This window comes from Streptococcus oralis (assembly GCF_016127915.1).
Classification (GTDB): Bacteria; Bacillota; Bacilli; order Lactobacillales; family Streptococcaceae; genus Streptococcus; species Streptococcus oralis_BO.
In genome coordinates this window covers 1,366,483-1,393,162 of sequence record NZ_CP066059.1, presented here as the reverse complement: position 1 = coordinate 1,393,162, position 26,680 = coordinate 1,366,483, and the positions used below count along the sequence as shown (strand labels likewise).

24 protein-coding genes are annotated in these 26,680 nt (G+C 41.8%); 2 read left to right on the top strand and 22 right to left on the bottom strand.

Features of this window, described 5'->3' with window-relative positions; genetic code table 11:
* Window positions 1-23 precede the first annotated feature (23 nt).
* Window positions 24-1,589: an ABC transporter substrate-binding protein/permease gene (locus I6H78_RS06780; RefSeq protein ID WP_049520836.1), complete on the top strand. Its 1,566-nt coding sequence runs from the start codon at window positions 24-26 to the stop codon at window positions 1,587-1,589.
* The gene (locus I6H78_RS06775; protein ID WP_000193352.1) at window positions 1,586-2,326 is read left to right on the top strand and encodes an amino acid ABC transporter ATP-binding protein; all 741 of its coding nucleotides are present in this window, start codon (window positions 1,586-1,588) and stop codon (window positions 2,324-2,326) included. Before I6H78_RS06780 ends, I6H78_RS06775 begins: the two co-directional genes overlap by 4 nt.
* 92 nt (window positions 2,327-2,418) lie before the next feature.
* On the opposite strand, the gene I6H78_RS06770 is transcribed toward I6H78_RS06775, so the two are convergent.
* From I6H78_RS06770 to I6H78_RS06665, 22 genes are all read right to left on the bottom strand, one after another.
* Window positions 2,419-2,634 carry a capsule biosynthesis transcriptional regulator gene (locus tag I6H78_RS06770; RefSeq protein ID WP_001130031.1) on the bottom strand — a complete coding sequence of 72 codons (216 nt, stop codon included), beginning with the start codon at window positions 2,632-2,634 and terminating at the stop codon, window positions 2,419-2,421.
* Window positions 2,635-2,740: 106 nt separating this feature from the next.
* Window positions 2,741-3,637 (bottom strand): SPFH domain-containing protein, encoded by an 897-nt coding sequence (locus tag I6H78_RS06765; protein ID WP_061407987.1) that lies wholly within the window; start codon window positions 3,635-3,637, stop codon window positions 2,741-2,743.
* Window positions 3,638-3,719: 82 nt separating this feature from the next.
* Window positions 3,720-4,970 (bottom strand): threonine ammonia-lyase IlvA, encoded by a 1,251-nt coding sequence (ilvA, locus tag I6H78_RS06760; RefSeq protein WP_198459196.1) that lies wholly within the window; start codon window positions 4,968-4,970, stop codon window positions 3,720-3,722.
* A 79-nt stretch (window positions 4,971-5,049) separates the two neighbouring features.
* Window positions 5,050-6,072, bottom strand: coding sequence for a ketol-acid reductoisomerase (ilvC, locus tag I6H78_RS06755; RefSeq protein WP_000290683.1), 1,023 nt, complete (start codon window positions 6,070-6,072; stop codon window positions 5,050-5,052).
* Window positions 6,073-6,161: 89 nt separating this feature from the next.
* Entirely contained in the window at window positions 6,162-6,638 is a 477-nt protein-coding gene (gene ilvN / locus I6H78_RS06750) for an acetolactate synthase small subunit (RefSeq protein WP_001253813.1), read from the bottom strand.
* Window positions 6,631-8,331: an acetolactate synthase large subunit gene (locus I6H78_RS06745; protein ID WP_000411744.1), complete on the bottom strand. Its 1,701-nt coding sequence runs from the start codon at window positions 8,329-8,331 to the stop codon at window positions 6,631-6,633. Before I6H78_RS06745 ends, ilvN begins: the two co-directional genes overlap by 8 nt.
* Window positions 8,332-8,653: 322 nt before the next feature.
* Window positions 8,654-10,735, bottom strand: a complete 2,082-nt coding sequence (gene fusA / locus I6H78_RS06740; protein ID WP_198459195.1) for an elongation factor G — start codon at window positions 10,733-10,735, stop codon at window positions 8,654-8,656.
* 319 nt (window positions 10,736-11,054) lie between these two features.
* Window positions 11,055-11,525 (bottom strand): 30S ribosomal protein S7, encoded by a 471-nt coding sequence (rpsG, locus tag I6H78_RS06735; RefSeq protein WP_000087873.1) that lies wholly within the window; start codon window positions 11,523-11,525, stop codon window positions 11,055-11,057.
* Window positions 11,526-11,544: 19 nt separating this feature from the next.
* Window positions 11,545-11,958 (bottom strand): 30S ribosomal protein S12, encoded by a 414-nt coding sequence (gene rpsL / locus I6H78_RS06730; RefSeq protein WP_001142332.1) that lies wholly within the window; start codon window positions 11,956-11,958, stop codon window positions 11,545-11,547.
* 318 nt (window positions 11,959-12,276) lie between these two features.
* Window positions 12,277-12,876, bottom strand: a complete 600-nt coding sequence (locus tag I6H78_RS06725; RefSeq protein WP_198459194.1) for a response regulator transcription factor — start codon at window positions 12,874-12,876, stop codon at window positions 12,277-12,279.
* Window position 12,877: 1 nt separating this feature from the next.
* Window positions 12,878-13,975, bottom strand: a complete 1,098-nt coding sequence (locus I6H78_RS06720) for a sensor histidine kinase (RefSeq protein ID WP_198459193.1) — start codon at window positions 13,973-13,975, stop codon at window positions 12,878-12,880.
* Window positions 13,976-13,979: 4 nt separating this feature from the next.
* Window positions 13,980-14,714, bottom strand: a complete 735-nt coding sequence (locus I6H78_RS06715) for an ABC transporter permease (RefSeq protein WP_045593074.1) — start codon at window positions 14,712-14,714, stop codon at window positions 13,980-13,982.
* A 12-nt stretch (window positions 14,715-14,726) separates the two neighbouring features.
* Entirely contained in the window at window positions 14,727-15,602 is an 876-nt protein-coding gene (locus I6H78_RS06710) for an ABC transporter ATP-binding protein (protein WP_000216047.1), read from the bottom strand.
* On the bottom strand, window positions 15,589-15,783 hold the full coding sequence (locus tag I6H78_RS06705; RefSeq protein ID WP_000709167.1) for a hypothetical protein: 195 nt from the start codon (window positions 15,781-15,783) through the stop codon (window positions 15,589-15,591). The genes I6H78_RS06710 and I6H78_RS06705 overlap by 14 nt, the downstream gene beginning before the upstream one ends.
* The gene (locus I6H78_RS06700; RefSeq protein WP_000390701.1) at window positions 15,780-15,986 is read right to left on the bottom strand and encodes a hypothetical protein; all 207 of its coding nucleotides are present in this window, start codon (window positions 15,984-15,986) and stop codon (window positions 15,780-15,782) included. The genes I6H78_RS06705 and I6H78_RS06700 overlap by 4 nt, the downstream gene beginning before the upstream one ends.
* A 110-nt stretch (window positions 15,987-16,096) precedes the next feature.
* Window positions 16,097-22,123, bottom strand: a complete 6,027-nt coding sequence (locus I6H78_RS06695) for a YSIRK-type signal peptide-containing protein (protein ID WP_198459192.1) — start codon at window positions 22,121-22,123, stop codon at window positions 16,097-16,099.
* Between the two features lie 176 nt (window positions 22,124-22,299).
* Window positions 22,300-23,967 carry a DAK2 domain-containing protein gene (locus tag I6H78_RS06690; RefSeq protein ID WP_198459191.1) on the bottom strand — a complete coding sequence of 556 codons (1,668 nt, stop codon included), beginning with the start codon at window positions 23,965-23,967 and terminating at the stop codon, window positions 22,300-22,302.
* Window positions 23,968-23,969: 2 nt separating this feature from the next.
* Complete coding sequence (locus tag I6H78_RS06685) at window positions 23,970-24,335, bottom strand: Asp23/Gls24 family envelope stress response protein (protein WP_000216434.1); 366 nt, start codon at window positions 24,333-24,335, stop codon at window positions 23,970-23,972.
* Between the two features lie 258 nt (window positions 24,336-24,593).
* Window positions 24,594-24,782 (bottom strand): 50S ribosomal protein L28, encoded by a 189-nt coding sequence (rpmB, locus tag I6H78_RS06680; RefSeq protein WP_001140948.1) that lies wholly within the window; start codon window positions 24,780-24,782, stop codon window positions 24,594-24,596.
* Between the two features lie 104 nt (window positions 24,783-24,886).
* Window positions 24,887-25,561 carry a LiaF transmembrane domain-containing protein gene (locus I6H78_RS06675; RefSeq protein ID WP_198459190.1) on the bottom strand — a complete coding sequence of 225 codons (675 nt, stop codon included), beginning with the start codon at window positions 25,559-25,561 and terminating at the stop codon, window positions 24,887-24,889.
* 6 nt (window positions 25,562-25,567) lie between these two features.
* The gene (locus I6H78_RS06670; RefSeq protein ID WP_198459189.1) at window positions 25,568-26,014 is read right to left on the bottom strand and encodes a LytTR family DNA-binding domain-containing protein; all 447 of its coding nucleotides are present in this window, start codon (window positions 26,012-26,014) and stop codon (window positions 25,568-25,570) included.
* A gap of 113 nt (window positions 26,015-26,127) precedes the next feature.
* The gene (locus tag I6H78_RS06665) at window positions 26,128-26,631 is read right to left on the bottom strand and encodes a phosphatase PAP2 family protein (RefSeq protein ID WP_198459188.1); all 504 of its coding nucleotides are present in this window, start codon (window positions 26,629-26,631) and stop codon (window positions 26,128-26,130) included.
* Window positions 26,632-26,680: the final 49 nt, after the last annotated feature.

Sequence of the window (26,680 nt, the reverse complement as noted above, 5' to 3'; positions counted from 1 at the left end):
TTAGACTAGAAATAGGAGAAAACATGAAAAAATTATGCTTATCTATCCTTGCTAGCCTAGCCCTTACCTTAGGACTAGTTAGCCAAGTCCAAGCCGACGAATATTTACGCATCGGGATGGAGGCTGCTTACGCTCCCTTCAACTGGACTCAAGACGACGATAGTAACGGCGCCGTCAAAATCGACGGTACCAACCAATATGCCAACGGCTACGATGTTCAAATCGCAAAAAAGATTGCCAAAGACTTAGGCAAGGAACCTTTGGTCGTGAAAACCAAATGGGAAGGACTTGTTCCAGCACTTACTTCTGGCAAAATCGATATGATCATTGCCGGTATGAGCCCAACCGCTGAACGCAAACAAGAAATTGCTTTTTCAAGCAGTTACTATACTAGCGAACCGGTTCTATTGGTAAAAAAGGACTCTGCCTATGCGAATGCCAAATCTTTGGAAGACTTTAGTGGAGCAAAAATCACGTCTCAACAAGGTGTTTATCTTTATGACCTGATTTCCCAAATTCCAGGTGCCAAAAAAGAAACAGCTATGGGTGACTTCGCCCAAATGCGTCAAGCTCTGGAGGCTGGTGTTATTGATGCCTATGTTTCTGAACGACCTGAAGCAATGACCGCTGAGTCTGCTAACGCTAAGTTCAAAATGATCCAACCTCAACCAGGTTTCAAAACTGGCGAAGAAGATACAGCTATTGCCATTGGACTTCGTAAAGATGACAGCCGTATCAACCAAATCAATGCGAGCATCGAAACCATCTCAAAGGATGAGCAAGTAGCCCTCATGGATCGTATGATCAAAGAGCAACCTGTGGAGTCTACAACAACAGAGGAAGAAAGTAGTTTCTTTAGCCAAGTCGCTAAGATCCTTTCTGAAAACTGGCAACAACTCTTGCGTGGTGCTGGTATCACACTCTTAATCTCCATTATCGGAACCATCATAGGTCTCCTTATCGGACTTGCAATCGGGGTCTTCCGTACTGCTCCACTATCTGAGAATAAGGCAATGTACGCCCTACAGAAACTAGTCGGTTGGATTCTCAATGTCTATATTGAAATCTTCCGTGGTACACCGATGATTGTTCAATCCATGGTTATCTACTATGGAACTGCTCAAGCTTTTGGTATTAACCTTGACCGGACACTAGCTGCTATCTTCATCGTCTCAATCAATACGGGTGCCTACATGACAGAAATCGTCCGTGGTGGTATACTGGCAGTTGACAAGGGACAATTTGAAGCCGCAACCGCTCTTGGTATGACCCACAATCAAACCATGCGTAAGATTGTCCTACCTCAGGTTGTCCGTAATATTCTACCTGCTACTGGTAATGAGTTTGTCATCAATATCAAAGATACCTCTGTATTGAACGTTATTTCAGTTGTTGAGCTTTATTTCTCAGGAAATACTGTAGCAACACAAACCTATCAATACTTCCAGACCTTTACCATCATCGCCGTGATTTACTTTGTCCTCACCTTTACTGTGACCCGTATCCTACGCTTCATCGAACGTCGTATGGACATGGATACTTACACTACAGGTGCTAACCAAATGCAAACGGAGGATTTGAAAAAATGACACAACCAATTCTTGAAATCAAACACCTCAAAAAATCCTATGGGCAAAACGAAGTGCTAAAAGACATTTCTCTCACCGTCCATAAAGGAGAGGTTATTTCCATCATCGGGAGCTCAGGAAGTGGAAAATCAACCTTCCTTCGTTCGATTAATTTACTAGAAACACCTACAGAGGGTGAGATTCTCTATCGAGGAGAAAATGTCTTAGAAAAAGGCTATAACCTCACCCATTATCGTGAAAAGCTCGGTATGGTTTTCCAATCTTTCAATCTCTTTGAAAATCTGAATGTCCTTGAAAATACGATCGTTGCCCAAACAACTGTACTCAAACGTGACCACTCTGAAGCTGAAAAAATTGCCAAAGAGAATCTCGAAAAAGTTGGTATGGGAGAACGTTACTGGCAAGCCAAACCGAAGCAACTATCAGGTGGTCAGAAACAACGTGTGGCTATCGCCCGCGCTCTCTCCATGAATCCTGATGCCATTCTCTTCGACGAACCAACATCTGCTCTTGACCCTGAAATGGTCGGAGAAGTCCTCAAAATTATGCAGGATTTGGCTCAAGAAGGCTTGACCATGATCGTTGTAACCCACGAAATGGAATTCGCTCGCGATGTCTCTCACCGTGTCATCTTTATGGATAAGGGCGTCATTGCTGAAGAAGGTAAACCAGAGGAACTCTTCACGAACCCTAAAGAAGAACGGACAAAAGAATTTCTTCAACGCTATCTCAGCTAATAAACAAAGACTGCATAAAGAATGCAGTCTTTTTAATTTGTAATTGTAAAGAAAAGGCAGACTCGATTCAGGAATCTGCCTGTGACCACAGTTTAATCTTCAAATTTTTCATGATTTTTTTCATAGAAATCGATTAAACCAAGAGCTGTTTCAAATGAAATATTTTTAACTTTTGCGCGTCCTTGTGCTAGAGCAATGATAGACATTTCACGCGCATTCGTTTCTTTAGAGATACGGTAGCCTGTGATTTTCTTATCACGAACCCAGCCAACAACTGCTTCTACTTTTTCAAAGTTCGACTTAGCCATGTTCTTCTCCTAAATTATTCTTTACAATACTTAATTGTATACGTTTTTATTTCATTTGTCAATAAAAAAACATATATACGTCGTAACTATATTATTCTGCATATTTTTATTTGGCTTTTAAAGCCGATAATATATGAGTTCTTATGTCCTCAACTCCATTAGGATTTGCTGGTAGAAAGATTGTATTATTACCCTCTTTATCTGCAAAATTATTCAACGTATCTAAATACTGGTTCGTTAATAGGATAGACATGATTTGTTCTTCAGTTAGCTCAACATTGGCTCCCTTTAACTCTTGGATAGAATCAGCTAGTCCGTCAACAATTGCTTTACGCTGCTCTGCAATCCCTACACCATGTAGGCGATCTTTTTCTGCTTCAGCTTCTGCTGCGGTCACGATTTTAATCTTATCTGCTTCAGCAAGCTCTTGCGCCGCAACTCTCTTACGTTGAGCCGCGTTAATTTCATTCATTGATTGTTTTACTTCAGCATCAGGTTCAACCTTAGTAATCAGCGTTTTGACAATGATATACCCATATGTAGACATTTCTTCAGCCACTTGTTTTTGAACTTCTAAGGCGATTTCATCCTTCTTCTCAAACAACTCATCTAGGGTTAGCTTTGGTACAGATGAACGCAAAGCATCTTCAATATAGGATTTAATCTGGGCTTCTGGACGCATCAATTTATAATAAGCATCTGTGACATTGTTTTCATTCACTCGATACTGAGTTGCCACATTCATCGTTACAAATACATTATCTTGCGTCTTTGTCTCTACAACAATTTCACTTTGCAACAAGCGTAGTTGAACTCTTGCCGCAATCCTATCAATCCCAAAAGGAGCTCGTAAATGAATGCCACTATTGCTCAACTTTTGGTATTTACCAAAGCGTTCTATGATAGCGACAGATTGTTGTCGAACCACATACACAGAACTAACCATAATCACTGATGCAATCACCACTAATAATAATAAAACAAGTAAAATTTGTAAAACCATGGGAATCTCCCCCTTTCGTCACCCTCATTATAGCACCATCATCATTATTACGCAAATAATATGATAAGAATTTTATTTTAGCTTAAACCAGCATATTATACAACGTTTCGTTCCCATTCAAATTAATATAAGATGGATCAAACTTTTCCATTCGATGAATCAAGCCAGCATAATCATGCTTATTGGCAAGAGCTACCCCAATCAATACAGGACCTGTCCCCTTGCTTGCTCGTTTGATATATTCAAAACGAGTGATATCATCATTTGGCCCTAAAATATCATTTACAAACTCTCGGAGAGCTCCAGGACGTTGTGGAAAATTCACTACAAAGTAATGCTTGATTCCATCGTAAATCAAGGCACGTTCTTCCATCTCCGGCATACGGTTGATATCGTTATTTCCTCCAGAAATGATACAACAAATCGTCTCACCTTTGATATAGTCTGATAAAACTTCCAAGGCTGCAACACTAGCAGCCCCTGCTGGTTCCGCTACAATTCCTTGCTTGGAATAAAGATCAATCAAGGTTTCAGAAATCAATCCCTCGTCCACCCCAATCAGCGTTTCAACATTCTTTCGAGTCGCTTCATAGGTTAATTGTCCAACCTTCTGTACAGCTATCCCATCAGCGAATTTATCAATTTCTTTGAGTTTAACTGGACCCCCAGCCTCAAAGGCAGCTTTCATAGAGCGGGCACCATTAGCTTCTACCCCAATCACTTCAATAGTCGGGTTGGTTTCCTTAATATATGTAGAAACGCCGGCAATCAATCCGCCACCACCTACTGGTACAAGTACTGTATCAAAATCAATAGACTCTTTACGGGCTTCTTCAAGAATCTCATAAGCTACAGTCCCTTGACCAGCCTGAACATGCGCATCATCAAAAGGATCGATGAAGGTGCGGTTTTCTGTTAATGTAAATTCTTGTGCTGCCTTAGCAGAAGCATCAAAGGTATCCCCAACCAACTTGATTGTCACAAACTCTCCACCGAAAAAGCGAACCTGCCCAATCTTTTGTTGCGGTGTTGTAATAGGCATAAAAATTGTTGCAGGAATCTTCATCTCATTACAAGTATAGGCGACACCTTGGGCGTGATTTCCCGCAGAGGCACAGACTACACCACGCCCGCGTTCTTCTTTTGACAGTTGAGAAATGGCATAATAGGCTCCACGAATTTTAAAAGAGCGAACTCGTTGCGCATTCTCCTTTTTGAGATAAATCTTTGCTTGGTATTTTTCTGATAAATAATGATCATATTCTAGTGGTGTATCAACTACTACACCACTCAAAACTTTGTGGGCTTTCACCACATCTTTTGCACTTAGCATTGTCTCCTCCTCAAATACTGTTCAAGATAAAAAACGAGTTAGGTACCCCCAACTCGCCTTCTGTCTCTCTTTACAAGAATTAATTGTAGATTTTGAATGCGTCGTCGTCGTTTTTACCAACGAAAGGCATTGCTTTACGCAATTCTGCACCAACTTTTTCAATTTCAAGGTTAGCTGCTTGTTCACGGTAAGCAGTTAATTTTGGACGACCAGCCTTGTAGTCATTCACAAAGTCATTTGCAAATTTACCATTTTGGATATCTGCCAAAACAGCTTTCATGTTTTCTTTAACTTGCTCAGTAATCACACGTGGACCTGATACATAGTCACCGTATTCAGCAGTGTTTGAAATAGATTGACGCATTTTCTTGAATCCACCTTCATAAATCAAGTCAACGATCAATTTCATTTCGTGAAGAACTTCAAAGTAAGCCAATTCTGGGGCATAGCCTGCTTCTGTCAAGACTTCAAAACCTGCTTCGATAAGGGCAGTCAAACCACCACAAAGTACAGCTTGTTCACCAAAGAGATCTTCTTCAGTTTCTTCTTTGTAAGTTGTTTCAAGCAAACCAACACGAGCTGCCCCAACACCTTTACACCAGTCCATAGCAATATTTTTAGCATTCCCTGTTGCATCTTGGTAAACTGCGTAAAGAGCTGGAACACCAAATCCTTCTTCGTAAGTACGACGTACCAAGTGTCCTGGTCCTTTAGGAGCACACATGAAGACATCTACATCTGCAGGAACTTTGATAAATTCAAAGTGGATATTGAAACCGTGAGCAAATCCAACTGCATTTCCAGCTTCCAAGTTTGGAGCGATTTCTGCTTCGTACAATTCTTGTTGGATCTCGTCTGGTGCCAAGATCATGATAACGTCAGCCAATTTAGTTGCTTCTGCTACTGTGTATGTGTCAAATCCGTCTTCTTTTGCTTTGTCAAAAGATTTACCTGGACGCACACCGATGATGACATCACGACCTGAATCACGCAAGTTTTGCGCATGCGCATGTCCTTGTGAACCATAACCGATTACGGCGATTTTTTTACCGTCAAGCGCTGCTACTTTAACATCTTTTTCGTATTCCATTTGAACTGCCATAGTTTTTCTCTCTTTTCTATTTTTATTGCCTTATAGGCTGGTTAAACAAATTTATGCTGGATTTTATACTCATTGAAAATCTAAGAGTATTAGTCGCGGGTAAATCCAGTTGCACCCGTACGAGCGATATTTTTAATGCCGTATGGTCGAATCACTCGCAATAAAGCTTCACTCTTTTCAGCATTTCCCGTCATCTGGATGGTGATTGAGCTTGGAGCCACATCTACTACCGTTGCACGGAAAGGTTGGATAATGGCCAAGATTTCTGCACGCTTTTCAGCGGGAGCAGATACTTTTACCAAGATAACTTCTCTTTCCAAGTGCGGTTTATCTGTGATATCACGAATGCGAATCACATCAATCTGACGATTGAGTTGTTTAATGATTTGCTCTACTTCATCATGAGAAGCCACATCAATAATGATGGTGATGCGAGATACATTGGGGTTCTCTGTCGCACCAACTGAGATACTCTCAATATTGACTTGACGACGAGAAAGGACACCTGTAAAACGATTCAAAACTCCTGAACGGTTTTGCAATCTAGCTGTTAACATTCTACGCATGGAACTTCACCCCCAACATCTCATGATTGCTCTTACCAGCTGGTACCATCGGTAAGACCTGTTCCTTACGAGAAATATCCACCTCGATAAACATGGGCACATCCTCCAGAATGACTTCTAGATCCTTCTCTATCGTCTCTGGATTATCAAACTTATAGTTTTTGATGCCGTAGGCCTGTGCCATCAACTGGAAGTCAGGAAGGGTATCAAAGACTGACTCGGAAGTTCTACCCTCATAGAAGGATTCCTGCCACTGACGAACCATTCCTAGTGAATGGTTATTCAACATGACAACCTTAATCGGCACCTTGTAGATGTTTAGGATAGCTAGTTCTTGGTTGGTCATTTGGAAGCCACCATCACCAACAAAAAGGATGACCTCTTTTTCTGGATTGGCAATCTTGGCTCCGATAGCTGCAGGAACTCCGAATCCCATGGTACCCAAACCACCTGAAGTGACTAACTGACGCTCATTTTGGTAAGGATAATACTGAGCTGTCCACATTTGGTGCTGCCCTACGTCAGTTACGACAATGGCATCACCATGCGTCAACTCACCGATGCGTTCAATAACGGCCTGAGGTTGAACCACACGTTCTTTCTTATCATAAGAACGAACTCGATTCTTGTCCTTGGTGACTTTTTCAATCCACTTTTCAGTATTGTTATGAACAGTTGGTTCTGCCAGTAGCATCTGCAAGGCTTTCTTAGCATCCCCCACTACAGGAATATCTGCACTGATAATCTTACCAATCTCAGCTGGGTCAACATCGATATGGGCAACCTTAGCATTCTTCGCGAAGGTCTTAGGGTTCCCAGTCAAGCGGTCATCGAAACGGCAACCAATACTAATCATAAAGTCCGCTTCCGTCATTGCAATGTTGGCTGCGAAAGAACCATGCATGCCTCCCATCCCTAGGAAGAGCGGATGACTCGTTGCAATGGTTCCTTGCCCCAAAAGACTAGTGACTACTGGAATTTGGTAACGTTCAGCAAATTCATTGAGCTCCTTAGAAGCTTCTGCATAGCTGATACCACCGCCTGCTAACAAAACAGGTTTCTTGGCTTTTGACAATTGCTTCAAGATTTTCTTGATTTGCATGTCATTCGGATCAAGCGTCGGTTGGTAACTTGGTAAATTTACTTCTGGTGAATAGATGAAATCTGTCTCTAGAGCTGATACATCCTTTGGTAAGTCAATCACAACTGGACCTGGTCGACCTGTCGTTGCGATATGGACAGCTTCCGTAATGATACGAGGAATATCTGCTGTCTCACGAACTTGGTAATTGTATTTGGTAATGGGCATGGTAATACCCACGATGTCCGCCTCCTGAAAGGCATCCTTTCCGATCCCAGCTCTTGCAACTTGACCTGTAAAGACCAAAAGGGGAACGCTATCGCTCATGGCATCTGCAATCCCTGTAATGGCATTTGTTGCTCCCGGTCCGCTCGTGACGACGGCAACACCCAACTTTCCAGTTGATTTGGCATATCCTTCAGCTTCGTGCAAACAACCTTGCTCATGGCGTCCTAAGATGTGGCGAATACCTTTAAAATTGTATATCGCATCATACAAAGGTAAGACTGCACCACCAGGATAACCAAAAATGGTATCAATCCCTAAGTCCCGAAGTGTTTCCAAAACTAGGTCCGACCCCGTCTTAGGAGATTCTAAACTGATTTTCTCCATTGTTCCCCTTTCTCTTCTCTTAAAAAAATAGCTTGTTACTATCATACCATTTTTTCAAAAATTTTCAAGGCAAAAGAGTCAATTTTCTGAATTTTCTATCTAAAAGTGTATTTATGAATCTTTCCCTCATTTTTATTAACTTTTCTACGGAATTCGGAACCTTCATATACTTTAATTTATCAAATTAGAATATTTTCTTTCTAGATAGAAGTAGTAAGCCTCTCACTTAGCGACCAAATTCGTATACTATATTCAGTAAAAATGAATAGTTAAAGACAAAAAAGGAAGCCACTAAGTGACTTCCTTCTAGAGTGAGGACTGATTAGTCTTCACCTTTGTTTTTCTTAATGATTTCTTCTTGTACTGACTTAGGTACATCTTCGTAGTGGTCAAATACCATCATGAAGGTACCACGTCCTTGAGATGCAGAACGAAGAACTGTTGCGTAACCGAACATTTCAGCAAGTGGAACGTAAGCACGAACGATTTGGCTATTACCGTGTGCTTCCATACCATCTACACGTCCACGACGAGCAGTTACGTGACCCATAACATCACCAAGGTTTTCTTCTGGAACAGTGATTGTTACAAGCATCATTGGTTCAAGGATAGCTGGTTGTGCTGATTTAGCAGCTTCTTTAAGGGCAAGTGAAGCTGCGATCTTGAAGGCAGTTTCAGATGAGTCGACATCGTGGTATGAACCATCGTAAAGCTTCGCTTTAACGTCAACCATTGGGTAACCTGCAAGAACACCGTTAGCCATAGATTCTACCAAACCTTTTTCAACCGCTGGGATAAATTCACGAGGAACCACACCACCGACGATTGCGTTTTCGAATTCGAATCCTTTACCTTCTTCGTTTGGACTAAACTCAATCCATACATCACCAAATTGACCTTTACCACCAGACTGACGTTTGAAGAATCCACGTGCTTGAGTAGAAGCGCGGAATGTTTCACGGTAAGATACTTGAGGAGCACCTACGTTCGCTTCAACTTTAAACTCACGACGCATACGGTCAACAAGGACGTCAAGGTGAAGTTCACCCATACCTGAGATAACTGTTTCACCAGTTTCAACGTTTGTCTCAACGCGGAATGTTGGATCTTCTTCAGCCAATTTTTGAAGGGCGATACCCATCTTATCTTGGTCAGCTTTAGATTTTGGCTCAACCATCAACTGGATAACTGGTTCTGGAACGTGGATTGACTCAAGGATGATTTTAGCTTTTTCATCTGTCAATGAATCACCAGTAGTTGTATCCTTCAAACCAATAGCAGCTGCAATATCACCAGCATAAACAGTTTCGATTTCTTGACGACTATTGGCATGCAATTGCACAAGACGTCCGATACGTTCACGTTTACCTTTAGAAGTGTTCATTACGTAAGAACCTGATTGAAGAACACCTGAGTATACACGGAAGAATGTCAAACGACCTACAAATGGGTCTGTTGCAATCTTGAAGGCAAGAGCTGCGAATGGCTCTTCGTCAGATGCTGGACGAGTTTCTTCTTCGTCTGTATCTGGGTTGATACCTTTGATTGCTGGGATGTCAAGTGGGCTTGGAAGGTAGTCGATAACCGCATCAAGCATCAATTGAACACCCTTATTCTTGAAGGCAGAACCACACAATACTGGGAAGAATTCAACGTTGATAGTTGCTTTACGGATAGCAGCTTTCAATTCTTCGTTAGTGATTTCTTCACCTTCAAGGTATTTCATCATCAATTCTTCATCAGTTTCAGCAACTGCTTCAACCAATTTTTCACGGTATTCTTGAGCTTGGTCAAGGTATTCAGCTGGAATATCTTCTTCAAGGATATCTGTACCAAGGTCGTTAGTATAGATTTCAGCTTTCATCTTGATCAAGTCGATGATACCGCGGAAGTCATCTTCAGCACCGATTGGCAATTGGATTGGGTGGGCGTTTGCTTGAAGACGGTCGTGAAGTGTGCTTACTGAGTAAAGGAAGTCAGCACCGATTTTGTCCATTTTGTTAGCAAATACGATACGTGGAACTCCGTACTCAGTTGCTTGACGCCAAACTGTTTCAGTTTGAGGCTCAACACCTGATTGTGAGTCAAGAACAGTAACCGCACCGTCCAATACACGAAGAGAACGTTGTACTTCGATTGTGAAGTCCACGTGTCCTGGTGTGTCGATGATGTTTACGCGGTGGTTGTTCCATTGAGCTGTTGTCGCAGCAGATGTGATTGTGATACCACGTTCTTGCTCTTGCTCCATCCAGTCCATTTGTGACGCACCTTCGTGAGTTTCACCGATTTTGTGGATTTTACCAGTGTAGTAAAGAATACGCTCAGTAGTTGTTGTTTTACCGGCATCGACGTGAGCCATGATACCGATATTACGAGTTTTTTCAAGTGAAAATTCGCGTGCCATGAGGTTTGTTTCTCCTATTTATTTTTAATTTCTATTCTATTATAACACGATTTTAATAAAAACGGATAGGCAGGACCCACCCGTTCTCAATGTTTATCTTGTTTTTGTTGGTTTCAACTCACGAGCTGGTGAGTTGAGTTGTAGCTAAGAGCTGACCGAGCTCAATTGAACCCGGGCTAAAAGCTTAAGTTAACTGATTTGAACCCAATTGAACTCGGGCTAAAAGCTCGGAAAATAGATAAGCTTTCCTAGAATCTTTGATTCTACGTCAAGCTTCCTAATTTTCAGTCGCTTTTTTAACGCCCTTAGTATCTTATCCTTACCAACGGAAGTGTGCGAAGGCACGGTTAGCTTCAGCCATACGGTGAGTGTCTTCACGTTTCTTAACAGCTGCACCAGTGTTGTTCGCAGCATCCAAGATTTCTTTTGCAAGACGGTCTTGCATTGTGTGTTCACCACGAAGGCGAGCGATTGTTACCAACCAACGAAGTCCAAGTGTTGTACGACGTTCTGGACGAACTTCAACTGGGACTTGGTAGTTAGATCCACCAACACGACGTGCACGTACTTCAAGTACAGGCATGATGTTTTCCATAGCTGTTTCAAATACTTCAAGTGCATCGTTGCCAGTAGCTTCTTTGATTTGCTCAAAAGCACCGTAAACGATTGAAGCAGCTGTACCACGTTTACCATCAAGCATAACGCGGTTGATAAGACGAGTAACTAATTGTGAATTGTAAAGCGGATCTGGCAATACGTCACGTTTTGGAGCTCTATTTTTACGACTCATTTCTCTTTATCCCCTTTCCTTATGCTTTTGGACGTTTAGTACCGTATTTAGAACGGCCTTGTTTACGATCGTTAACACCTGCAGTATCAAGTGCACCACGGACGATATGGTAACGTACCCCTGGAAGGTCTTTTACACGTCCACCACGAAGAAGCACCACGCTGTGCTCTTGCAAGTTGTGTCCGATACCTGGGATGTAGGCAGTAACTTCGATAAGGTTGCTCAAACGTACACGAGCGAATTTACGAAGGGCAGAGTTAGGTTTTTTAGGTGTCATTGTTCCCACACGAGTTGCAACACCACGTTTTTGTGGTGAAGAAACGTTTGTTTGAACTTTTTTATGACTGTTGTAACCAACGTTCAAAGCTGGTGATTTAGATTTTTCTACTTTTGATTTACGCGGTTTGCGAACCAATTGGTTAATTGTAGGCATCTACATTCTCCTGTGTTTTTTTATTTTTGGTGATGATACACTTGGTGACAGCTACCATCTGTGTGTACTTTTGCAACATTTGTCAGCACGTCCCTGTACACTTTTGAGAGACCAAAAGTAAAAAGTACCGTCTATTATTGTAACACAATTTTTCCTTCATTGTCAAGATATTTTTCATTTTTATTCTGATCTTTTAACTCTTTGACACTAGCTTTCACCGCTTTTCTAAACCAGAAAAGGAGGCTATTCCCCTCCTCCTTTCTAGTATGAATTTCCTTCGATTCAAGTTATCGTTTCGGAATTTTTTAACCCTTCTTATCAAAGCCAACCAGATTCTTTTGCAATGTTGGCTGCCTCTGTTCGATTACCAGCATCTAGTTTTGAAAGAATATTGGTGACATAGTTTCGGACGGTTCCATTTGATAGATAAAGCTGATCTGCGATTTCTTGATTAGACAAGCCCTGAGAGATTCCCTTTAAAACAGCGATTTCTTGCTCTGTTAACGGATTGGGGTGCGTCATCACCACTTCCATCAATTCAGGCGAATATTCCTTGCGTCCTTCGAGAACCGTGTGCAAGGTTTGCATGAGGTCTGCAATGCTTCTTTCTTTCAAGACATAAGCATCCACTCCAGCCTTGACCGCACGTTCAAAATAGCCAGGGCGCTTGAAGGTCGTCACCACTACCACCTTTGTTTCTGGCTTTTCTGATCGTATCCACTCCAAGACTTCGAGGCCTGTCTTAACAGGCATTTCTACGTCAAGAATGGCGATATCTACGGGCTCCTTTTCTAAGAGTTGGATTGCTTCTTGGCCATCCTTGGCTTGTAGGACAGACTCTACATCTGGTTGAAAGGTAAGCAACTGGCACATAGCATCTCGCAACATACTTTGATCTTCTGCAACAAGTAGTTTCATCTTAGTTTCTCTCCTTATAAGATAGCCGAACCTGCACTTCAGTCGGCTGTTTCTGACTGATCACCTTTACTTCTCCTGAAAAAGGAAGGACACGGTCCCGAACGGTATGGAGTTCATCTCCTTTTAGTGAAGCAAAGCCACATCCATCATCCCTCACTGTTAGAACGAGTTCTTTCTCAGTTCGTTCTAATTTCAAGTAAGCTTTCGATGCTTTGGCATGTTTGATGATGTTGGTCACTAACTCAAGTAAAATCATGGAGGCCGTTGATTCTAATTCCTGAGTTAGGCTAGCCGTATCTAGTTGGTGATCGATTTCTGTTTCAATTTCTGCAATTTCCAGCATTTTTTTAACAGTCGCAAATTCGGAAGCAAGGGTTCTGGTTTTAAGATTTTCGATAATTGTACGAACTTCATTCATGGATTCTTTACTGATCTGATGAATTTCTTTTAATTCTTTTTCCACTTGAGGATAGGCCTGCATTTGAAGAAGTTGGAGGGCAAGGTCCGTCTTCACACTCAACATGGCAAAGGTATGGCCTAGACTGTCATGAAGATCCTGACCGATACGACTGCGTTCGTTTTCAGCCAAGAAAAGATTGAGCTTGGCATTTTGTTTCATCTTTTCTTCTTTTAGCTCTTCTGCTATCCGAATTCGATAAAGACCAAAGGTCATTGCATCGGAAAAGATAAAGGTCACCAAGAAAAAGAGTAGCTGCCAGGGACTAACATGATTGACCATATAGATTCCGGTCAGAATAAATGGTTGCAGGACAATAAAACTGACAAAACGCCAAGAGTGAAAAGAAATCTCATCCAGCTCATAAATAAGGAGATTGGATAAATAGAAGATAAACCAGGTGAAACCCGAACTCAGCCAAACCGATGTATAAAAAATGTAGGCAAGCATGATCCACCAAGCCATCCACAGCACAGTGCGACTCTGAGTGACTAAAACCGAATAGAAGGCAAGTACAAATAGTAAAGTCCATAGCAAGGTTAAAAGCGGGTAATCTCCAACGATGACACCCGCTATAGGAAAGATGATAAACACAATTGAAATATGAAACATATAATGAATGTTTTTAAATTTTTCCAACATAGATTTATTTTACCTCAATCCGTTTTTTCAGCTGGATTACCAGTACACCAAAGAAAACTGTATAGCCTAGCACAACCAAGGCAGAAAGAATATTAAATTCATGGTGTTCCAAATAAGTAGAGACAACCTGCATCAGTTGATAGGTTGGAGTCAGTTTTCCAATGGATTGGAGCCATTCTGGGAAGGAATCCAAGGGGAACCACAGTCCACCTAGGACAGCCAAAGCAATATAGGCAATATTTCCAACAACCGTCATCAGTTGAGCACTGGGTAGCAAGCTCACCAAGACACCCATACTGATAAAGACCACGCTTCCGACCAGCAAAATAGCACCGATTACCAACCAGTCAAGCCAAGGTAGCGTCACTCCACGGACAAAATGACCTACTGAAAAGACAACTATAATTGATAACAAGAAAGTTAGCAGAGTGCTGAATAGTTTTGATACATAATATTCTACCATAGAAACAGGAGAATGTTGAATCAATTTTTGCCAGTTGTTCGTCTTGTCGGATTCGAGTGTGCTAGGGATACTGAAAAAGGCGCTTGACATGATACTAAAGAGCGTCATGGCAAAAAGATAGGCTTGAAGAGCAATTTCTGGAATATCTGACCCTGACATCATACCAGAAAAGATAAGGTAAAACACACTTGGAAGTCCGATGGATAGCAAGTAGTAGACTGCTTGCCGTTTCATCAGAATGATTTCCACTTTCATGAGACTTGTCATATTTTTCATCGTCAATCTCCTTTAGTCTTGAGTCGTTTCGAAGATACTGTCTAAGAGAGTTCGATTGCGAACTTCAATTTCTTCGATCATGCAGCCCTGTTCTTGCAAGACTTTCCATACCTGGCTGGCTTCTTTGGTTGTGAAGGAAAGAGCATTTTGCTTGATTTCAAGCCCTTGAATCTGGTCCAAAGTGCTGATAACTTCCTGATAAGTTAGTGGTACCGTAAAATGTTTTTCTTGTTCTTCACCACGCATGGCATAAGGTGTCGTATCCCGGATCAATTCACCCTTGTGGAGGACCAAAATGCGGTCAGCCGTATGTTCTACCTCTTCGATATAGTGAGAAGAGTAGACAATGGTGACACCATTTTTCTTTAACTGATTGACAATTTCCCAAAAATGCTGACGTGTCGAGGTATCCATGGCAGCAGTTGGTTCGTCCAAAAATAGAATTTTCGGACGACCTATTAGTGCCAACACGAAAGAGAACAAACGTTTTTGCCCACCAGACAACTTGCCCGCTAGCTGATTTTTCTGTTTGTCCGAAAATCTCAGCAAGTCATCAATTTCTTGATTGGAGAGACTGTTTGGATAGATTGATTGAAAGAAGGATAAGAGTTCTTTCACTTTCAAGTCTTGAACCACCGTATTTTCTTGAGGTAAGATAGAAATAAGCTGCTTTAATCGAGGATCTGTTGGTGCAAAGCCTTGAATAGCTATCTGACCTGAGCTCACGAACTTGTCGCCCAAGAGGCAATCAATCAAGGTCGTCTTACCTGCTCCGTTAGGTCCGATCAAGGCGACACATTCACCATCGTTGATTTCAAAGGAGATGTTCCGCAAGATCTCCTTGTCTTTTATTTTCTTACTCAATTTCTCAACTTTAATCACAGTCATGAGATTCTCCTTTCAACCACTTCATTCCCATAGGGAAAACGACGAAAATCATAAACCCAAAACCCCAAGCACCACGAATAAATTGGCGAAGCACGGTTTGGTCAAACCAACCAGTAAACATTTCCACTAACCATACCAAGAGTGACAGGCCGATAAAGAAATAGATGATTGCTTTTTTCATTCCTCAAACTCCTTTTTTACATCTCTGACTAATTTCAAACCTTCTCTGACAAGCCAAGACATCATTCCAAAGCCAGCAAAGAGCTCCCAAGGAAAATGGTAGAAACCTTCGTCCAATCCTGAAAACATGAGATAGGTCATAACTCCTGCTGCTACTAAACTCACTGCGACAATCATTTTATTTTTCATTTCTTCTTCCTCCATTTCATACTTCAATTATAGTCTTTTCAAGTTAACGGAGCTAGATGCTTCTGTCACTAGGAAATATGACAAATGTCATAAAAAAGAACCGATTTCTCGGTTCTTAAAAATGATTAGTCTGATTCATCGTTTCGTTTCTTTTTACCTAGTAATCCAAGTGTCATGACACCTGCTAGGGCTGTTAGAATTCCTAGATTTTTCAAACCATCTTCTTGACTTCCTGTATTTGGAAGTTGATTTTTTTCTACAGAGATGTTTTGAGTCAATTGATCTGGTTTCGAATCAGGTACTGAAAGTTCTTTTTTATCAGACGGCTTCACTTGCTCTGGAAGTTCTACTACTGTTGGAGTATAGAATCCTGAAATGATATTTCCATTGCGGTCTTTACGGATCACTTTCACACCTTTAGCTTGTCCTACAAAGTCTGCCTCAGGGGTAAAGGTGACGGTGCCATCTGGCGAGATTACATAAGTTCCTTGACCTGGAACGACTTTTTCAGTTGTTCCATCTTCAAAGGTTGGCGGAACTGTCAGATCGACATCACCTGTAAAGTTTGGTTTACCAGTCTGAGTTTGACCTTTAAGACCTTCTGATGTCGCATCACTCACTTGTGTTTGTCCAAGGACAGTTGGTGTGTAGTGAGCAATAACTACATTTCCATACATATCCAAACGTTTCACAACCAATTCTTTAGCTGTACCAACAAAGTCTGGTTCTGGAGTAAAGGTAATCTTACCATCTTTATCAATTGTATAGCTTCCTTCACCCGGAACAACCATAGTCGTGCTACCATTCTCAAATGTTGGTGGAACAGTCGAATCAATATGTCCTTCAAACACTGGTGTTGCCACTTGTGGTTGGCCTTTTGCTCCTGTAGAAGCCGTGTCATGACCAGTAGATGGATCTACAACTGTTGGACGATAGCTTGCAGTAACTGGGGTGCCATTCTTATCCACACGTTTGACTGTGACTGAATCTGGGTTTCCGACAAACTGTTTATCTGGAGTGAAAGTTACAGTTCCGTCTGGCAAAATCGTGTAAGTTCCTTGACCTGGAATAGACTTCTCTTTGCTTCCATCTGCGAAGGTTGGCTCAACTGTTTCATCAATTGGAACCAGTGGGTCTCCACCTTGGAAACTTGGAGTTCCTGTTTGTGGAACACCCTGAGGGCCTGTGCTCGTTGCGCCAGTTCCTGTTGGGGTTACTTTCGTAAACTCTGGACTGTAAGTCGCAGTCACTGGAGTGCCATTCTTATCCACACGTTTCACTGTGACTGGATCTGGGTTTCCAACAAACTGCTTGTCTGGAGTGAAGGTGACTGTACCGTCTGGTGTAATCGTGTAAGTTCCTTGACCTGGAATAGACTTCTCTTTGCTTCCATCTGCGAAGGTTGGTTCAACGGTTTCATCGATTGGAACCAGTGGATCACCACCTTGGAAGCTTGGAGTGCCGGTTTGTGGAACACCCTGAGGACCTGTGCTGGTTGCGTTAGTTCCTGTTGGGGTTACCTTAGTCACTGTTGGGGTATAGGTCGCAGTGACTGGGGTACCATTCTTATCCACACGTTTGACTGTGACTGGAGCTGGAGTACCAACGTATTGTTTTTCTGGCGTAAAGGTAATAGAGCCATCTGGATTGATGCTGTATTCACCTACACCTGAAACGGTCTTCGTTGATTGACCATCTTCGAAAGTCATTGGTTTCGTATCATCAATTGGAACCAATGGATTACCTGCTGTGAAGGTTGGGGTGCCTGTTTGAGGGACACCTTGAGGACCTGTGCTCGTTGCGTTAGTGCTGGTTGGAACTACTTCTTTCACCACCGCTTGGTACTTAACGGTAACAGGAGTGCCGTTGGCATCCACTCGAGTCAATTCAAGTTCTGGTGTTTCACCCTTGAACTGTTTGTCTGGGGTGAAAGTTACCTTGCCGTCTGCGTCCACTTCGAACTTACCAACATTTGGCACTTCCTTCACAGCTGTACCATTGTCAAATAGTGGTGTTGAATCAGCTGGGAATGGAACAGAGTCGTGGCCTGGAGTGAAGGTCACTTTACCTTCTTGGACCTGACCTTGAAGTCCTTCTGTCTTATCACCTGAACCAGTTGGTGTTACTTTCTCAACAACTGGGGTATAGGTCGTTACAGCAGACTCTCCATTTTTATCCACCACTCCAACTTGAACTGGAGTTGCCGGACCATAGAAGGTTTTCAGGGGAGTAAAGACAATTGTTTTATTTACAAGATCTAAATCGTATGTCCCTTGGTCGGCAATGGTTAGCGAAGTTACCTTTTGTCCATTCTCATCATAAAGAAAGACACTACTTTGGACTAGTTCAACGAATTTCTTTGCTCCATTAATGGTTGTTGTCCCTTTTGTAAAGTGGACCTCGCTCTCGCTTGCTCTATCCGCATCAAATTGAATCGTTGCTGCCTGCTTCTGTCCTTGAAGGCCTTTAGATTTCGCTGCACTTGCTGAAGGTACAACTGGAAGCGGAACATAATACACCACCCGATACCAGGTAAATTCTTTTTCCAACTCTTCATCTCTAGGATCATCCGCGGTCAATAAATATTCATCGAGAGCTCCTTCTCCCGACATTGTGTTTGCATCAATATCCTCTCTTGGATAATAGCCAGGAATTTCAGGAGAAATCACTTGAGACCAAGTTTGGTCTGCAGACCAGGCTGAGTATGTCACACCAGCTGTCGCATCATTTGGTTGCCGTTTCGCCAAAACCTGGTCAATTCTCTTCGTGCGAGTAAACGAATGAGTCTCAACATGTTTTGGAGGAAGGAGTGATAAATCAGAATGGTTTGTTTTTTTGAGATATTCATAATCAATTTCGCGAGTTCCACGAACAGTTTCGGTTAGTTCTGTAATCTTGTGTCTAAACTGAAACTTGAATTGTTTTGGACTAGCCGAATCACCAAAGGTATGATCTGTAAAATCGTTACTGATCAGTTCATATCCTGCATCTTCCAATTCCTTAATTCGACGAGCAGGATCATAAGAAATTGGTCCGTTTGGTTTTCCTACAACTGTGTCTACCTGTCCTAGTTGTACTTCCTTAGACGGATCGTTTATATCCACAAAAGTGAAACTTGCAGATGACAGTTTGGTAGACATTTGGATTGAAACATTATTGGACTCAGTGTACTTGGAACTACCATTTGCCAGTGCCGAAGAAAGATAGGCCGTAGCACCTGGGGCAGTATCTTGCCCGATAACTGCTCCATCAATAGGAAACTGAATTCTACTTCCAGCAGCAACCGGAGCAGTCGAATGCCAACGAACTGCACGAATCTCTGACCAATCTGACACTTGGTCTGCTGTGAGCCATTGTGAAGCATTAATTTCTGCAGCAGTGCCCCCAGTACGACTATATTGAACTTCCCAGCCAGAAGGTGGTGTTAGAGCTTTTGTCAAACTCACTGTAAATGCAGAACCACGATTTCTGGATTCTAGCTGTTTATCACCTTTCATCGGCAAGGATGATAAAACATAAACGTCTGAAACAGGCTGTTTCGCTGCGTTTTTATAGGTCACTCTGAAATCAATCTCATCACCAGGATAGTGCTCTTGGGTATTGTAGGCAAAGTGTTGATCTGCAGCTCTCTTCACTTCAGAGTAGACACCACTCGCTTCAGAAGCCTGTACGATCACATCGAAGTCATAAGAAACCGAATTTTTCGAAGTAACTGTCATGCCGTCGAGCTCCCCTAAGTCAAAACCATTCTGAGCTTGAACATCAGGAAGTTCTTCATCCCAAAAAGCAATCGCTTTATAGGTATAGGTTCCGTTTGGAATCGTCTTGTTTTCCAACCTCAAAAGAGTTGCAGGCATAGGGGAATCTGGGGTCCCCTTCACTTGGGCATAGTAGAGAGTTTTCCCAGTATCTTTGTAATTATAATAGACCTTAAAATTAGGGTTCCCACTAAAGTTTAATTGTGGATCAGCCAAATAAGCCAGATGGTAAACTCCTGTCAAGTTTGCGAAGTTCTGAGTAGGAGTTTCTTTACCCGCAGTCCTTGTGATAAAATCTTCTTTAAAACCAGAAGCATCTGTGTGTCGATTAAAGACATCTGTCCGACGGCGTCCAACCATCGAAATTTGCTGGCTAACGCGTGTTAATTCAGCTGAGGCCGTTTGAGATAAGGAAACAGTGTTACCAGTATTGTTAAATGTGAAATCCGTTCTAGAATCCAACTTACTGATTGTCGAATCTTTATAGAGACTTTCCCAATTATTAAAACGTGTTTTGGTCTGGAAAACAAACATTGATGTATCATTTGTTGAGGACTTCCTCATCTTGATATTTTTAAACTTGTACTCCAGTTCCTTCACATCTTGCTCTTCCGTCAGTCGTAGGCTACGAGTGTTACTGTTAAAAGTCCCTAACAACTCACCTGTAGCTTTATTGTATACTTCTACAGATGCATCCGGTGAAGAGAAAAATTCATTCCAATAACGCTCCTCGATTGCATTGACTTCTCGATAAGACTCTCGTGGGTCCTGTATTTTATGAGTGACAGTATAGTCATTGATAAGATAATCCTTTTCAACCTCTGCGACCGATGAGAGTCGAACATAAGAACGGTATTCTGTTTCACCATAGGAACGAATTATCTCCGAGTCAGACTGATTATAGTGTCTATATTCGAAGAGAGAAGACTCTGGCTGATCTGTTTTTTGAACAAAGAGAGTATAGGGAAGAACGGCCGTATTTTGATAACTAGTCCCATCTGCTTTTGTATAGATACCTGTCACAGTTAGGTTTTGCGCTTTTCTATTGATATCTGCTACTTTGGCATTCTTTAACTTAAAAGAAATTGGAATGAGCTTATTTTTATTGTTATTGATATCTTGAAGCGGATTGTCAGCTCTGTTAATGGTCAGATGGTAACCCGTCGCATCGGCAGTCCATCCCAAAGCTTTGGCTTCATCTGTCAATTCATAACCTTCTTTTAGATCTACATTATAGGTATAAGAAGTGACAGGATCAATGATATGTCCCCCGACATCACTAATCCCCATACCATTGATCATACGACCATCAAAGACACCATTTCCATAGTTGAAATAATCATTTCTTGCCGTATTATTCTTAGGATCTTTCGCACCATTAAATAGGTAGAAAGACACAACCGACGAACCATCGTCAACGATACCATCGTTGTCTCGATCATAGCCAATGACCTGATTGTTAGACATTGGTGTCAGACCACCTACACCGTTTTCTAAGACTTTCCATGTGTGTTCAATGCTTCCAAGTTCTTTGAGGACATTGCCATTTTTGTCATAGAGCTTAGCAGTTGCGGTCACCTTATGGTCTGGTCCAAGGGCTTGGACAGCGCCTCCCCAATTCTGCGTCAAAGGATCTATCTGAAAAGTATAGACGAAGTTATAGTTTGCCCCACCTCTCAGATTCGCAGGTTCTATCTTTAAATCAAGATCCCCATTCGCTTTTTCTTGGCTAAACTTTACACCACCGACTGGAGAAGGGGTCAATTTAATAGCCTTCCCATTTTGGAAATGAATTTTAATATACCCACCAGAATAGTCTGATTCATGCCCAGTAATACTAAAAGTCAAGGATTCACGGACACTATCTACCGCATGGATATCCTTGATTGGCGAATGAGCTTTAAATGCTGCATTGACTTCATCTAGCGATCTCTTGCGCCTAGAAGAAGTTTTCCCGCTAGAGCCACTTTCTTCCTTGCTTTTCTGCTCAGTTTGAGTTGATTCTATAGATTGCTTTTTCTCCTCATCTAAAGAAGGCTGACTCGCTTCCTTGATATTGTCAACTTGAGAAACTGGTTGGCTCTGAGCGACTGGTGCAGATACTTCTGTTTTGGACGGCTCAGCTTTATCCTTCAGGTCCTTAACTGCTTCGTTCTGTGTCGCTTCTTTTTGAGGTTCAGAAATGACTTCCTGCCCATTATCAGTACTTTTTTCCTTCTGTTGAATTTCCGCCTGCGTTTGTTGTTCCTTATTGTTGACTTGAGCTTCATCTGCTTGCACCGGAGAAGTAGCCATCACCATAAAGGTTCCTAGCAATACCGAACAGGTCCCAACACTTAACTTTCTAATTGAAAAGCGGGAAAAAGATTGATTAAAAAATTTTTTCTTCATCATTTCTCCTTTATATTCATACTTAATCTAACATAACAGCTTTATCATTATAACTTATAGTAAATAGAATTTCCAATAGAATGTTCATTTCTACATAAATTTCTTTATAACTCCATTTGCATAGAAAAAGGAAGCTGTAAAACCAGCTTCCTTCTGTTGTTTTCATTTAATTTTCACGATTATTCCACACTGAAAAGATATGGATATACGGGTTGTTGACCTTGGTGAATCTCTACTTCAACATCTTCGAATTCTTCTGCGATTTCTTGGGCAATTTCATTGGCAAGTTCTTCGCTTCCGTCTTCACCGACATAGAAAGTCACGATTTCACTATCTTCGTCCAACATATGTTTCAATGTTTCAGTCAAGGTTTGGTGCATGTCAGGGTTTGACACGAGGATTTTCCCATCTACCATACCAAGATTGTCATTTTCATGAATTGCTAATCCATCGATAGTTGTATCACGAACGGCTGTTGTTACACTACCGCTTACGACATCACCAAGGGCTGCAGTCATGCGTTCTTTGTTTTCTTCGATTGATTTGCTTGGATCAAAGGCAAGAAGACTGGTCAACCCTTGAGGAATTGTACGTGCTTCTACTACAACAGCTGGTTGTTCAAGCACTTCAGTCGCAGACTGAGCTGCCATAAAGATATTTTTGTTGTTTGGCAAGAAGATGATGTTGCGAGCATTGACCTGTTCAACAGCCTTGATAAAGTCTTCTGTTGAAGGATTCATCGTCTGCCCGCCTTCGATGACATAATCCACACCTTGAGCACGGAAGATATCTGCTAAACCTTGACCAACTACTACTGCGATAAGGGCATACTCTTTTGTTTCAACAGGCTTGTTGCCTTGACTTGCTTCTTTTTCAACTTGCGCCTCGTGTTGGTTACGCATGTTGTCCACTTTTACCTTGATCAAGCTACCATATTTGAGACCTTCTTGCATGACAAGACCTGGATCTTCTGTATGGACGTGAACTTTGACGATTTCATCATCATTGACAACAAGGAGCGAGTCCCCGAGTTCATTCAAGTAGTTACGGAATTCATCGTAGTCAAAGTCCTTAGAATAAGTTGGACCTTGTTTGAGAGCTACCATTATCTCTGTACAGTAACCAAAGGTAATATCCTCAGTTGCCACATGCCCTGCTACAGACTTGTGGTGCTCTGCATTGATCATTTCACTCATGTTTGCAGGAGTCGCTACAAAGTCTTCAGAAGCACTGTATTCACCAGTAAGAGCTGAAAGGAATCCTTCGTAGATGAAGACCAAACCTTGACCACCTGAGTCTACCACACCAACTTCTTTAAGGACTGGAAGCATTTCTGGTGTCTTAGCCAAAGCTGCTTTTGCGCCTTCCAAGGCTGCACGCATGACCTCAACAGCATCATCCGTCTCCTCGGCTTTTTTCTTAGCACCAATGGCAGCACCACGAGAGACAGTCAAAATGGTTCCTTCAACTGGTTTCATAACCGCTTTATAAGCTACTTCAACACCGGATTGGAAGGCAAGAGCCAAGTCTTGACCTGTTAATTCACCCTTTTCCTTGATAGCCTGAGAGAAGCCACGGAAGAGCTGAGAAGTGATAACCCCTGAGTTCCCACGCGCACCCATCAAGAGCCCCTTAGCAAGAATGCTCGCTACTTCTCCTACTGTGGAAGCCGGCTTGTCTGCTACTTCTTTGGCACCATTTTCAATGGTCATTCCCATGTTTGTCCCAGTATCTCCATCTGGAACTGGAAAGACGTTCAATGAATTGACATATTCTGCTTGCTTATTCAAACGAGTTGATGCAGCTTGCACCATCTCTTGGAATAAACTGGTAGTAATTTTTGACACGATTATTCTCCTACAACTTTGATATTTTGAATGTAGACATTCACAGTCTGAGCAGTAATTCCTAGTTGATTTTCTAAACTAAAACGAACACGCTCTTGAATGTTTTTTGACACTTCGCTTATCTTTACTCCGTAGCTCAATACGGTATAAACATCAACTGCAATGCTACCATCTTCGGCTGCTTTTATAACAACACCCTTAGAATAATTTTCCTTACCAAGAAGGGCTTGAAAATTGTCTTTGAGGGCATTTTTACTAGCCATACCGACCACACCAAAAATCTCAGTTGCGGCACCACCTACTACGGTTGCAATCACTTCATCTGTCAGTTCAATTTGACCATCTTTTGTATTAATTTTTACAGTCATTTTTTTTACCTCAACTAGTTGATACTCTATTTTATCATATTTCAGCCCAAGTGTAAAAGCAGAATGCTGTATCGGCGGATATTTATACTCAATGAAAATCAAAAAGCAAACTAGGAAGCTAGCCACAGACAGTACTTGAGTACGGCAAGGCGAAGCTGACGTAGTTTGAATTTGATTTTCGAAGAGTATTACTCTATTTTTCAAATGGTTTTATCTCTAGAGCAAAAGAAAAAGACCTAAGCGGTCTTTTCATCTTTATTAAACGCGTTCAACTTTACCTGATTTCAAAGCACGAGCTGAAGCCCAAACTTTTTTAGGTTTACCATCGATAAGAACAGTAACTTTTTGAAGGTTTGGTTTTACGGCACGTTTTGTTTGGTTCATCGCGTGTGAACGGTTGTTTCCTGATACAGTCTTACGACCTGTAAAGTAACATACTTTAGCCATTGTGTTTTCCTCCTATTAGATCTAATATAGCGGATGTGCTAGCACCACATACCGTACTATGTTATCACACTTTCTTGAATTTATCAAGGGCCTAAACTATTTTTTTATTTAACGTAAACAACTCCAAGTTTACCAAAAGCAACTTCTCCACGGATAATCAAGGTTTTGTTTGTTGGTGCTACAGGAGCATCTGCCTTAGCTGCACCAAAGGAGGTTTCTACTTTCAAATCGACACGCCAGTGTTGTGGAACATAGACAGTTGCATTCCCGAAGGCCACTTCAATATTTAAAGTTGCAAAATCACCTAGCATCTCTGCATTATCATAGTAGATTTTAGCATCCCCAAAAGCGACCTCCACTTGGTCATCTACGAGATCTTGATCTTGCTTATAGAAGGTCCCGCTACCAAAAGCGACTTCCTTATCCGTGACGACTGTTTTTTTTCCATTGTACCACCATTTTTTTTCATTCCAGAACTTACTCGAATGCGTCAGATAACCAACACCTAGCACCGCTAAGATGCTAGCCCAGATGAGAGAATGATTGGCAAATGGCAACAAGTCATAAGCGTAATTTGCAATGATGAGCGCTAGTAACCCTGTAAAAACTGCCGAAGTGAGATGGCGTCTAAGGAGGGACTCAATGGACTTATAAGCCAAGAAAACAATACCTAGCAAAGGCCATATCTTGCCATCCAAAGAAGGAATTCCAAAATTCCCTTGCAACAAGATCCAAGCTGCTAAAACCAATAAAACAATACCAAATGCTTTCTTTTTCATGTTTTTTTACCTCATGTTTCTTAGATTTTCTTTTAGGAGGGATTGGTAATGCCGTGAGACATGAACCTCCTTGTGCGTATGATAAAAGGAAATGGTGCCCGTTCCTGAAAAGGACTTGTCCACTGAGTAAATCTGACGGATGTTTGCGATCGTTGACTTGGAAACTCGACTAAAATAGCGAGGCAAGATGGACTCCAATTCATAAAGTTTGAGACGAACTTCATAGGCTTCCTTCTGGTTATGAGCGTAGATCTTGCTCCCTTCTGTTTCAAAGAAGAGAATTTCTGACAGATCTAGATAATATTCACCTGTCCCCTTGTAAAAAGTCAACCTCGGAGCCTTCGACTCTTGCAAAAGTCGTTGCAAATCTGCAATTTCATCTGTCAAAGTGGGTGTCTTGATGACAATTTCAGTCTCCTCTAAATTGCCGTCAATCTCAATTCGTAACTTCATCACATCTCCTTTCTGACTCTACTATATCAAAGCTAAGTCAGGAATACAAGGGCAAAAAAGCAAGTGGTCATTTTGAAGCAGTAAGTGGTTGTAGGACTAGCTTAACTTACATGTCAGAATAGGAAGAAAAGGAATCCCCACATCAGACCACAAGCATAGCCAACCAAGACATCCTTGGGATAATGAACACCCCCTAAAACCCTCACCAGTCCTAGCAAAGCTGAAAAGAGCAAGCATGCTAAGCCAACAGGTAGACTAGCATACAGACAGGCCAGGGAGATGATAGTTGCCGAAAAAACATGGCGACTGGGCATCGACTGTCCCGAACTATCCTTGTCAAGCAGAGGACTGATGTCCCAAGTTTCGTAAGGTCGCGGGTGATTGATTTTCTTACGAAAAAGAGACAAGATTACAAAACCTGATGCAGGAATAAGCACATAAACCCCAACTTGCTGACCCAGTCCCAGTTTCAGATAAGTAGTGACTAGCAAGGTCAGATAGACCAGGGGCATGGCGACTGTCATCAAGCGATTAAAACTGCGTAACAGAAATAGAAGGGTGGGATGGCTAGTTAGTTTAGAGCTAAGGTTGCTATACCATTCTTGATAATTTTTCATGTATTCTTCTCATTATCACTTTATTTTTACCTCTAGGTGAGGCACTTGT

What these genes read in the sequence shown, in the direction of transcription:
- I6H78_RS06780 (WP_049520836.1), top strand. Translation starts at nt 24, where the DNA reads ATGAAAAAATTATGCTTATCTATCCTTGCTAGCCTAGCCCTTACCTTA.
- I6H78_RS06775 (WP_000193352.1), top strand. Translation starts at nt 1,586, where the DNA reads ATGACACAACCAATTCTTGAAATCAAACACCTCAAAAAATCCTATGGG.
- I6H78_RS06770 (WP_001130031.1), bottom strand. Translation starts at nt 2,634, where the DNA reads ATGGCTAAGTCGAACTTTGAAAAAGTAGAAGCAGTTGTTGGCTGGGTT.
- I6H78_RS06765 (WP_061407987.1), bottom strand. Translation starts at nt 3,637, where the DNA reads ATGGTTTTACAAATTTTACTTGTTTTATTATTATTAGTGGTGATTGCA.
- ilvA (WP_198459196.1), bottom strand. Translation starts at nt 4,970, where the DNA reads ATGCTAAGTGCAAAAGATGTGGTGAAAGCCCACAAAGTTTTGAGTGGT.
- ilvC (WP_000290683.1), bottom strand. Translation starts at nt 6,072, where the DNA reads ATGGCAGTTCAAATGGAATACGAAAAAGATGTTAAAGTAGCAGCGCTT.
- ilvN (WP_001253813.1), bottom strand. Translation starts at nt 6,638, where the DNA reads ATGCGTAGAATGTTAACAGCTAGATTGCAAAACCGTTCAGGAGTTTTG.
- I6H78_RS06745 (WP_000411744.1), bottom strand. Translation starts at nt 8,331, where the DNA reads ATGGAGAAAATCAGTTTAGAATCTCCTAAGACGGGGTCGGACCTAGTT.
- fusA (WP_198459195.1), bottom strand. Translation starts at nt 10,735, where the DNA reads ATGGCACGCGAATTTTCACTTGAAAAAACTCGTAATATCGGTATCATG.
- rpsG (WP_000087873.1), bottom strand. Translation starts at nt 11,525, where the DNA reads ATGAGTCGTAAAAATAGAGCTCCAAAACGTGACGTATTGCCAGATCCG.
- rpsL (WP_001142332.1), bottom strand. Translation starts at nt 11,958, where the DNA reads ATGCCTACAATTAACCAATTGGTTCGCAAACCGCGTAAATCAAAAGTA.
- I6H78_RS06725 (WP_198459194.1), bottom strand. Translation starts at nt 12,876, where the DNA reads ATGAAACTACTTGTTGCAGAAGATCAAAGTATGTTGCGAGATGCTATG.
- I6H78_RS06720 (WP_198459193.1), bottom strand. Translation starts at nt 13,975, where the DNA reads ATGTTGGAAAAATTTAAAAACATTCATTATATGTTTCATATTTCAATT.
- I6H78_RS06715 (WP_045593074.1), bottom strand. Translation starts at nt 14,714, where the DNA reads ATGAAAAATATGACAAGTCTCATGAAAGTGGAAATCATTCTGATGAAA.
- I6H78_RS06710 (WP_000216047.1), bottom strand. Translation starts at nt 15,602, where the DNA reads ATGACTGTGATTAAAGTTGAGAAATTGAGTAAGAAAATAAAAGACAAG.
- I6H78_RS06705 (WP_000709167.1), bottom strand. Translation starts at nt 15,783, where the DNA reads ATGAAAAAAGCAATCATCTATTTCTTTATCGGCCTGTCACTCTTGGTA.
- I6H78_RS06700 (WP_000390701.1), bottom strand. Translation starts at nt 15,986, where the DNA reads ATGGAGGAAGAAGAAATGAAAAATAAAATGATTGTCGCAGTGAGTTTA.
- I6H78_RS06695 (WP_198459192.1), bottom strand. Translation starts at nt 22,123, where the DNA reads ATGATGAAGAAAAAATTTTTTAATCAATCTTTTTCCCGCTTTTCAATT.
- I6H78_RS06685 (WP_000216434.1), bottom strand. Translation starts at nt 24,335, where the DNA reads ATGACTGTAAAAATTAATACAAAAGATGGTCAAATTGAACTGACAGAT.
- rpmB (WP_001140948.1), bottom strand. Translation starts at nt 24,782, where the DNA reads ATGGCTAAAGTATGTTACTTTACAGGTCGTAAGACTGTATCAGGAAAC.
- I6H78_RS06675 (WP_198459190.1), bottom strand. Translation starts at nt 25,561, where the DNA reads ATGAAAAAGAAAGCATTTGGTATTGTTTTATTGGTTTTAGCAGCTTGG.
- I6H78_RS06670 (WP_198459189.1), bottom strand. Translation starts at nt 26,014, where the DNA reads ATGAAGTTACGAATTGAGATTGACGGCAATTTAGAGGAGACTGAAATT.
- I6H78_RS06665 (WP_198459188.1), bottom strand. Translation starts at nt 26,631, where the DNA reads ATGAAAAATTATCAAGAATGGTATAGCAACCTTAGCTCTAAACTAACT.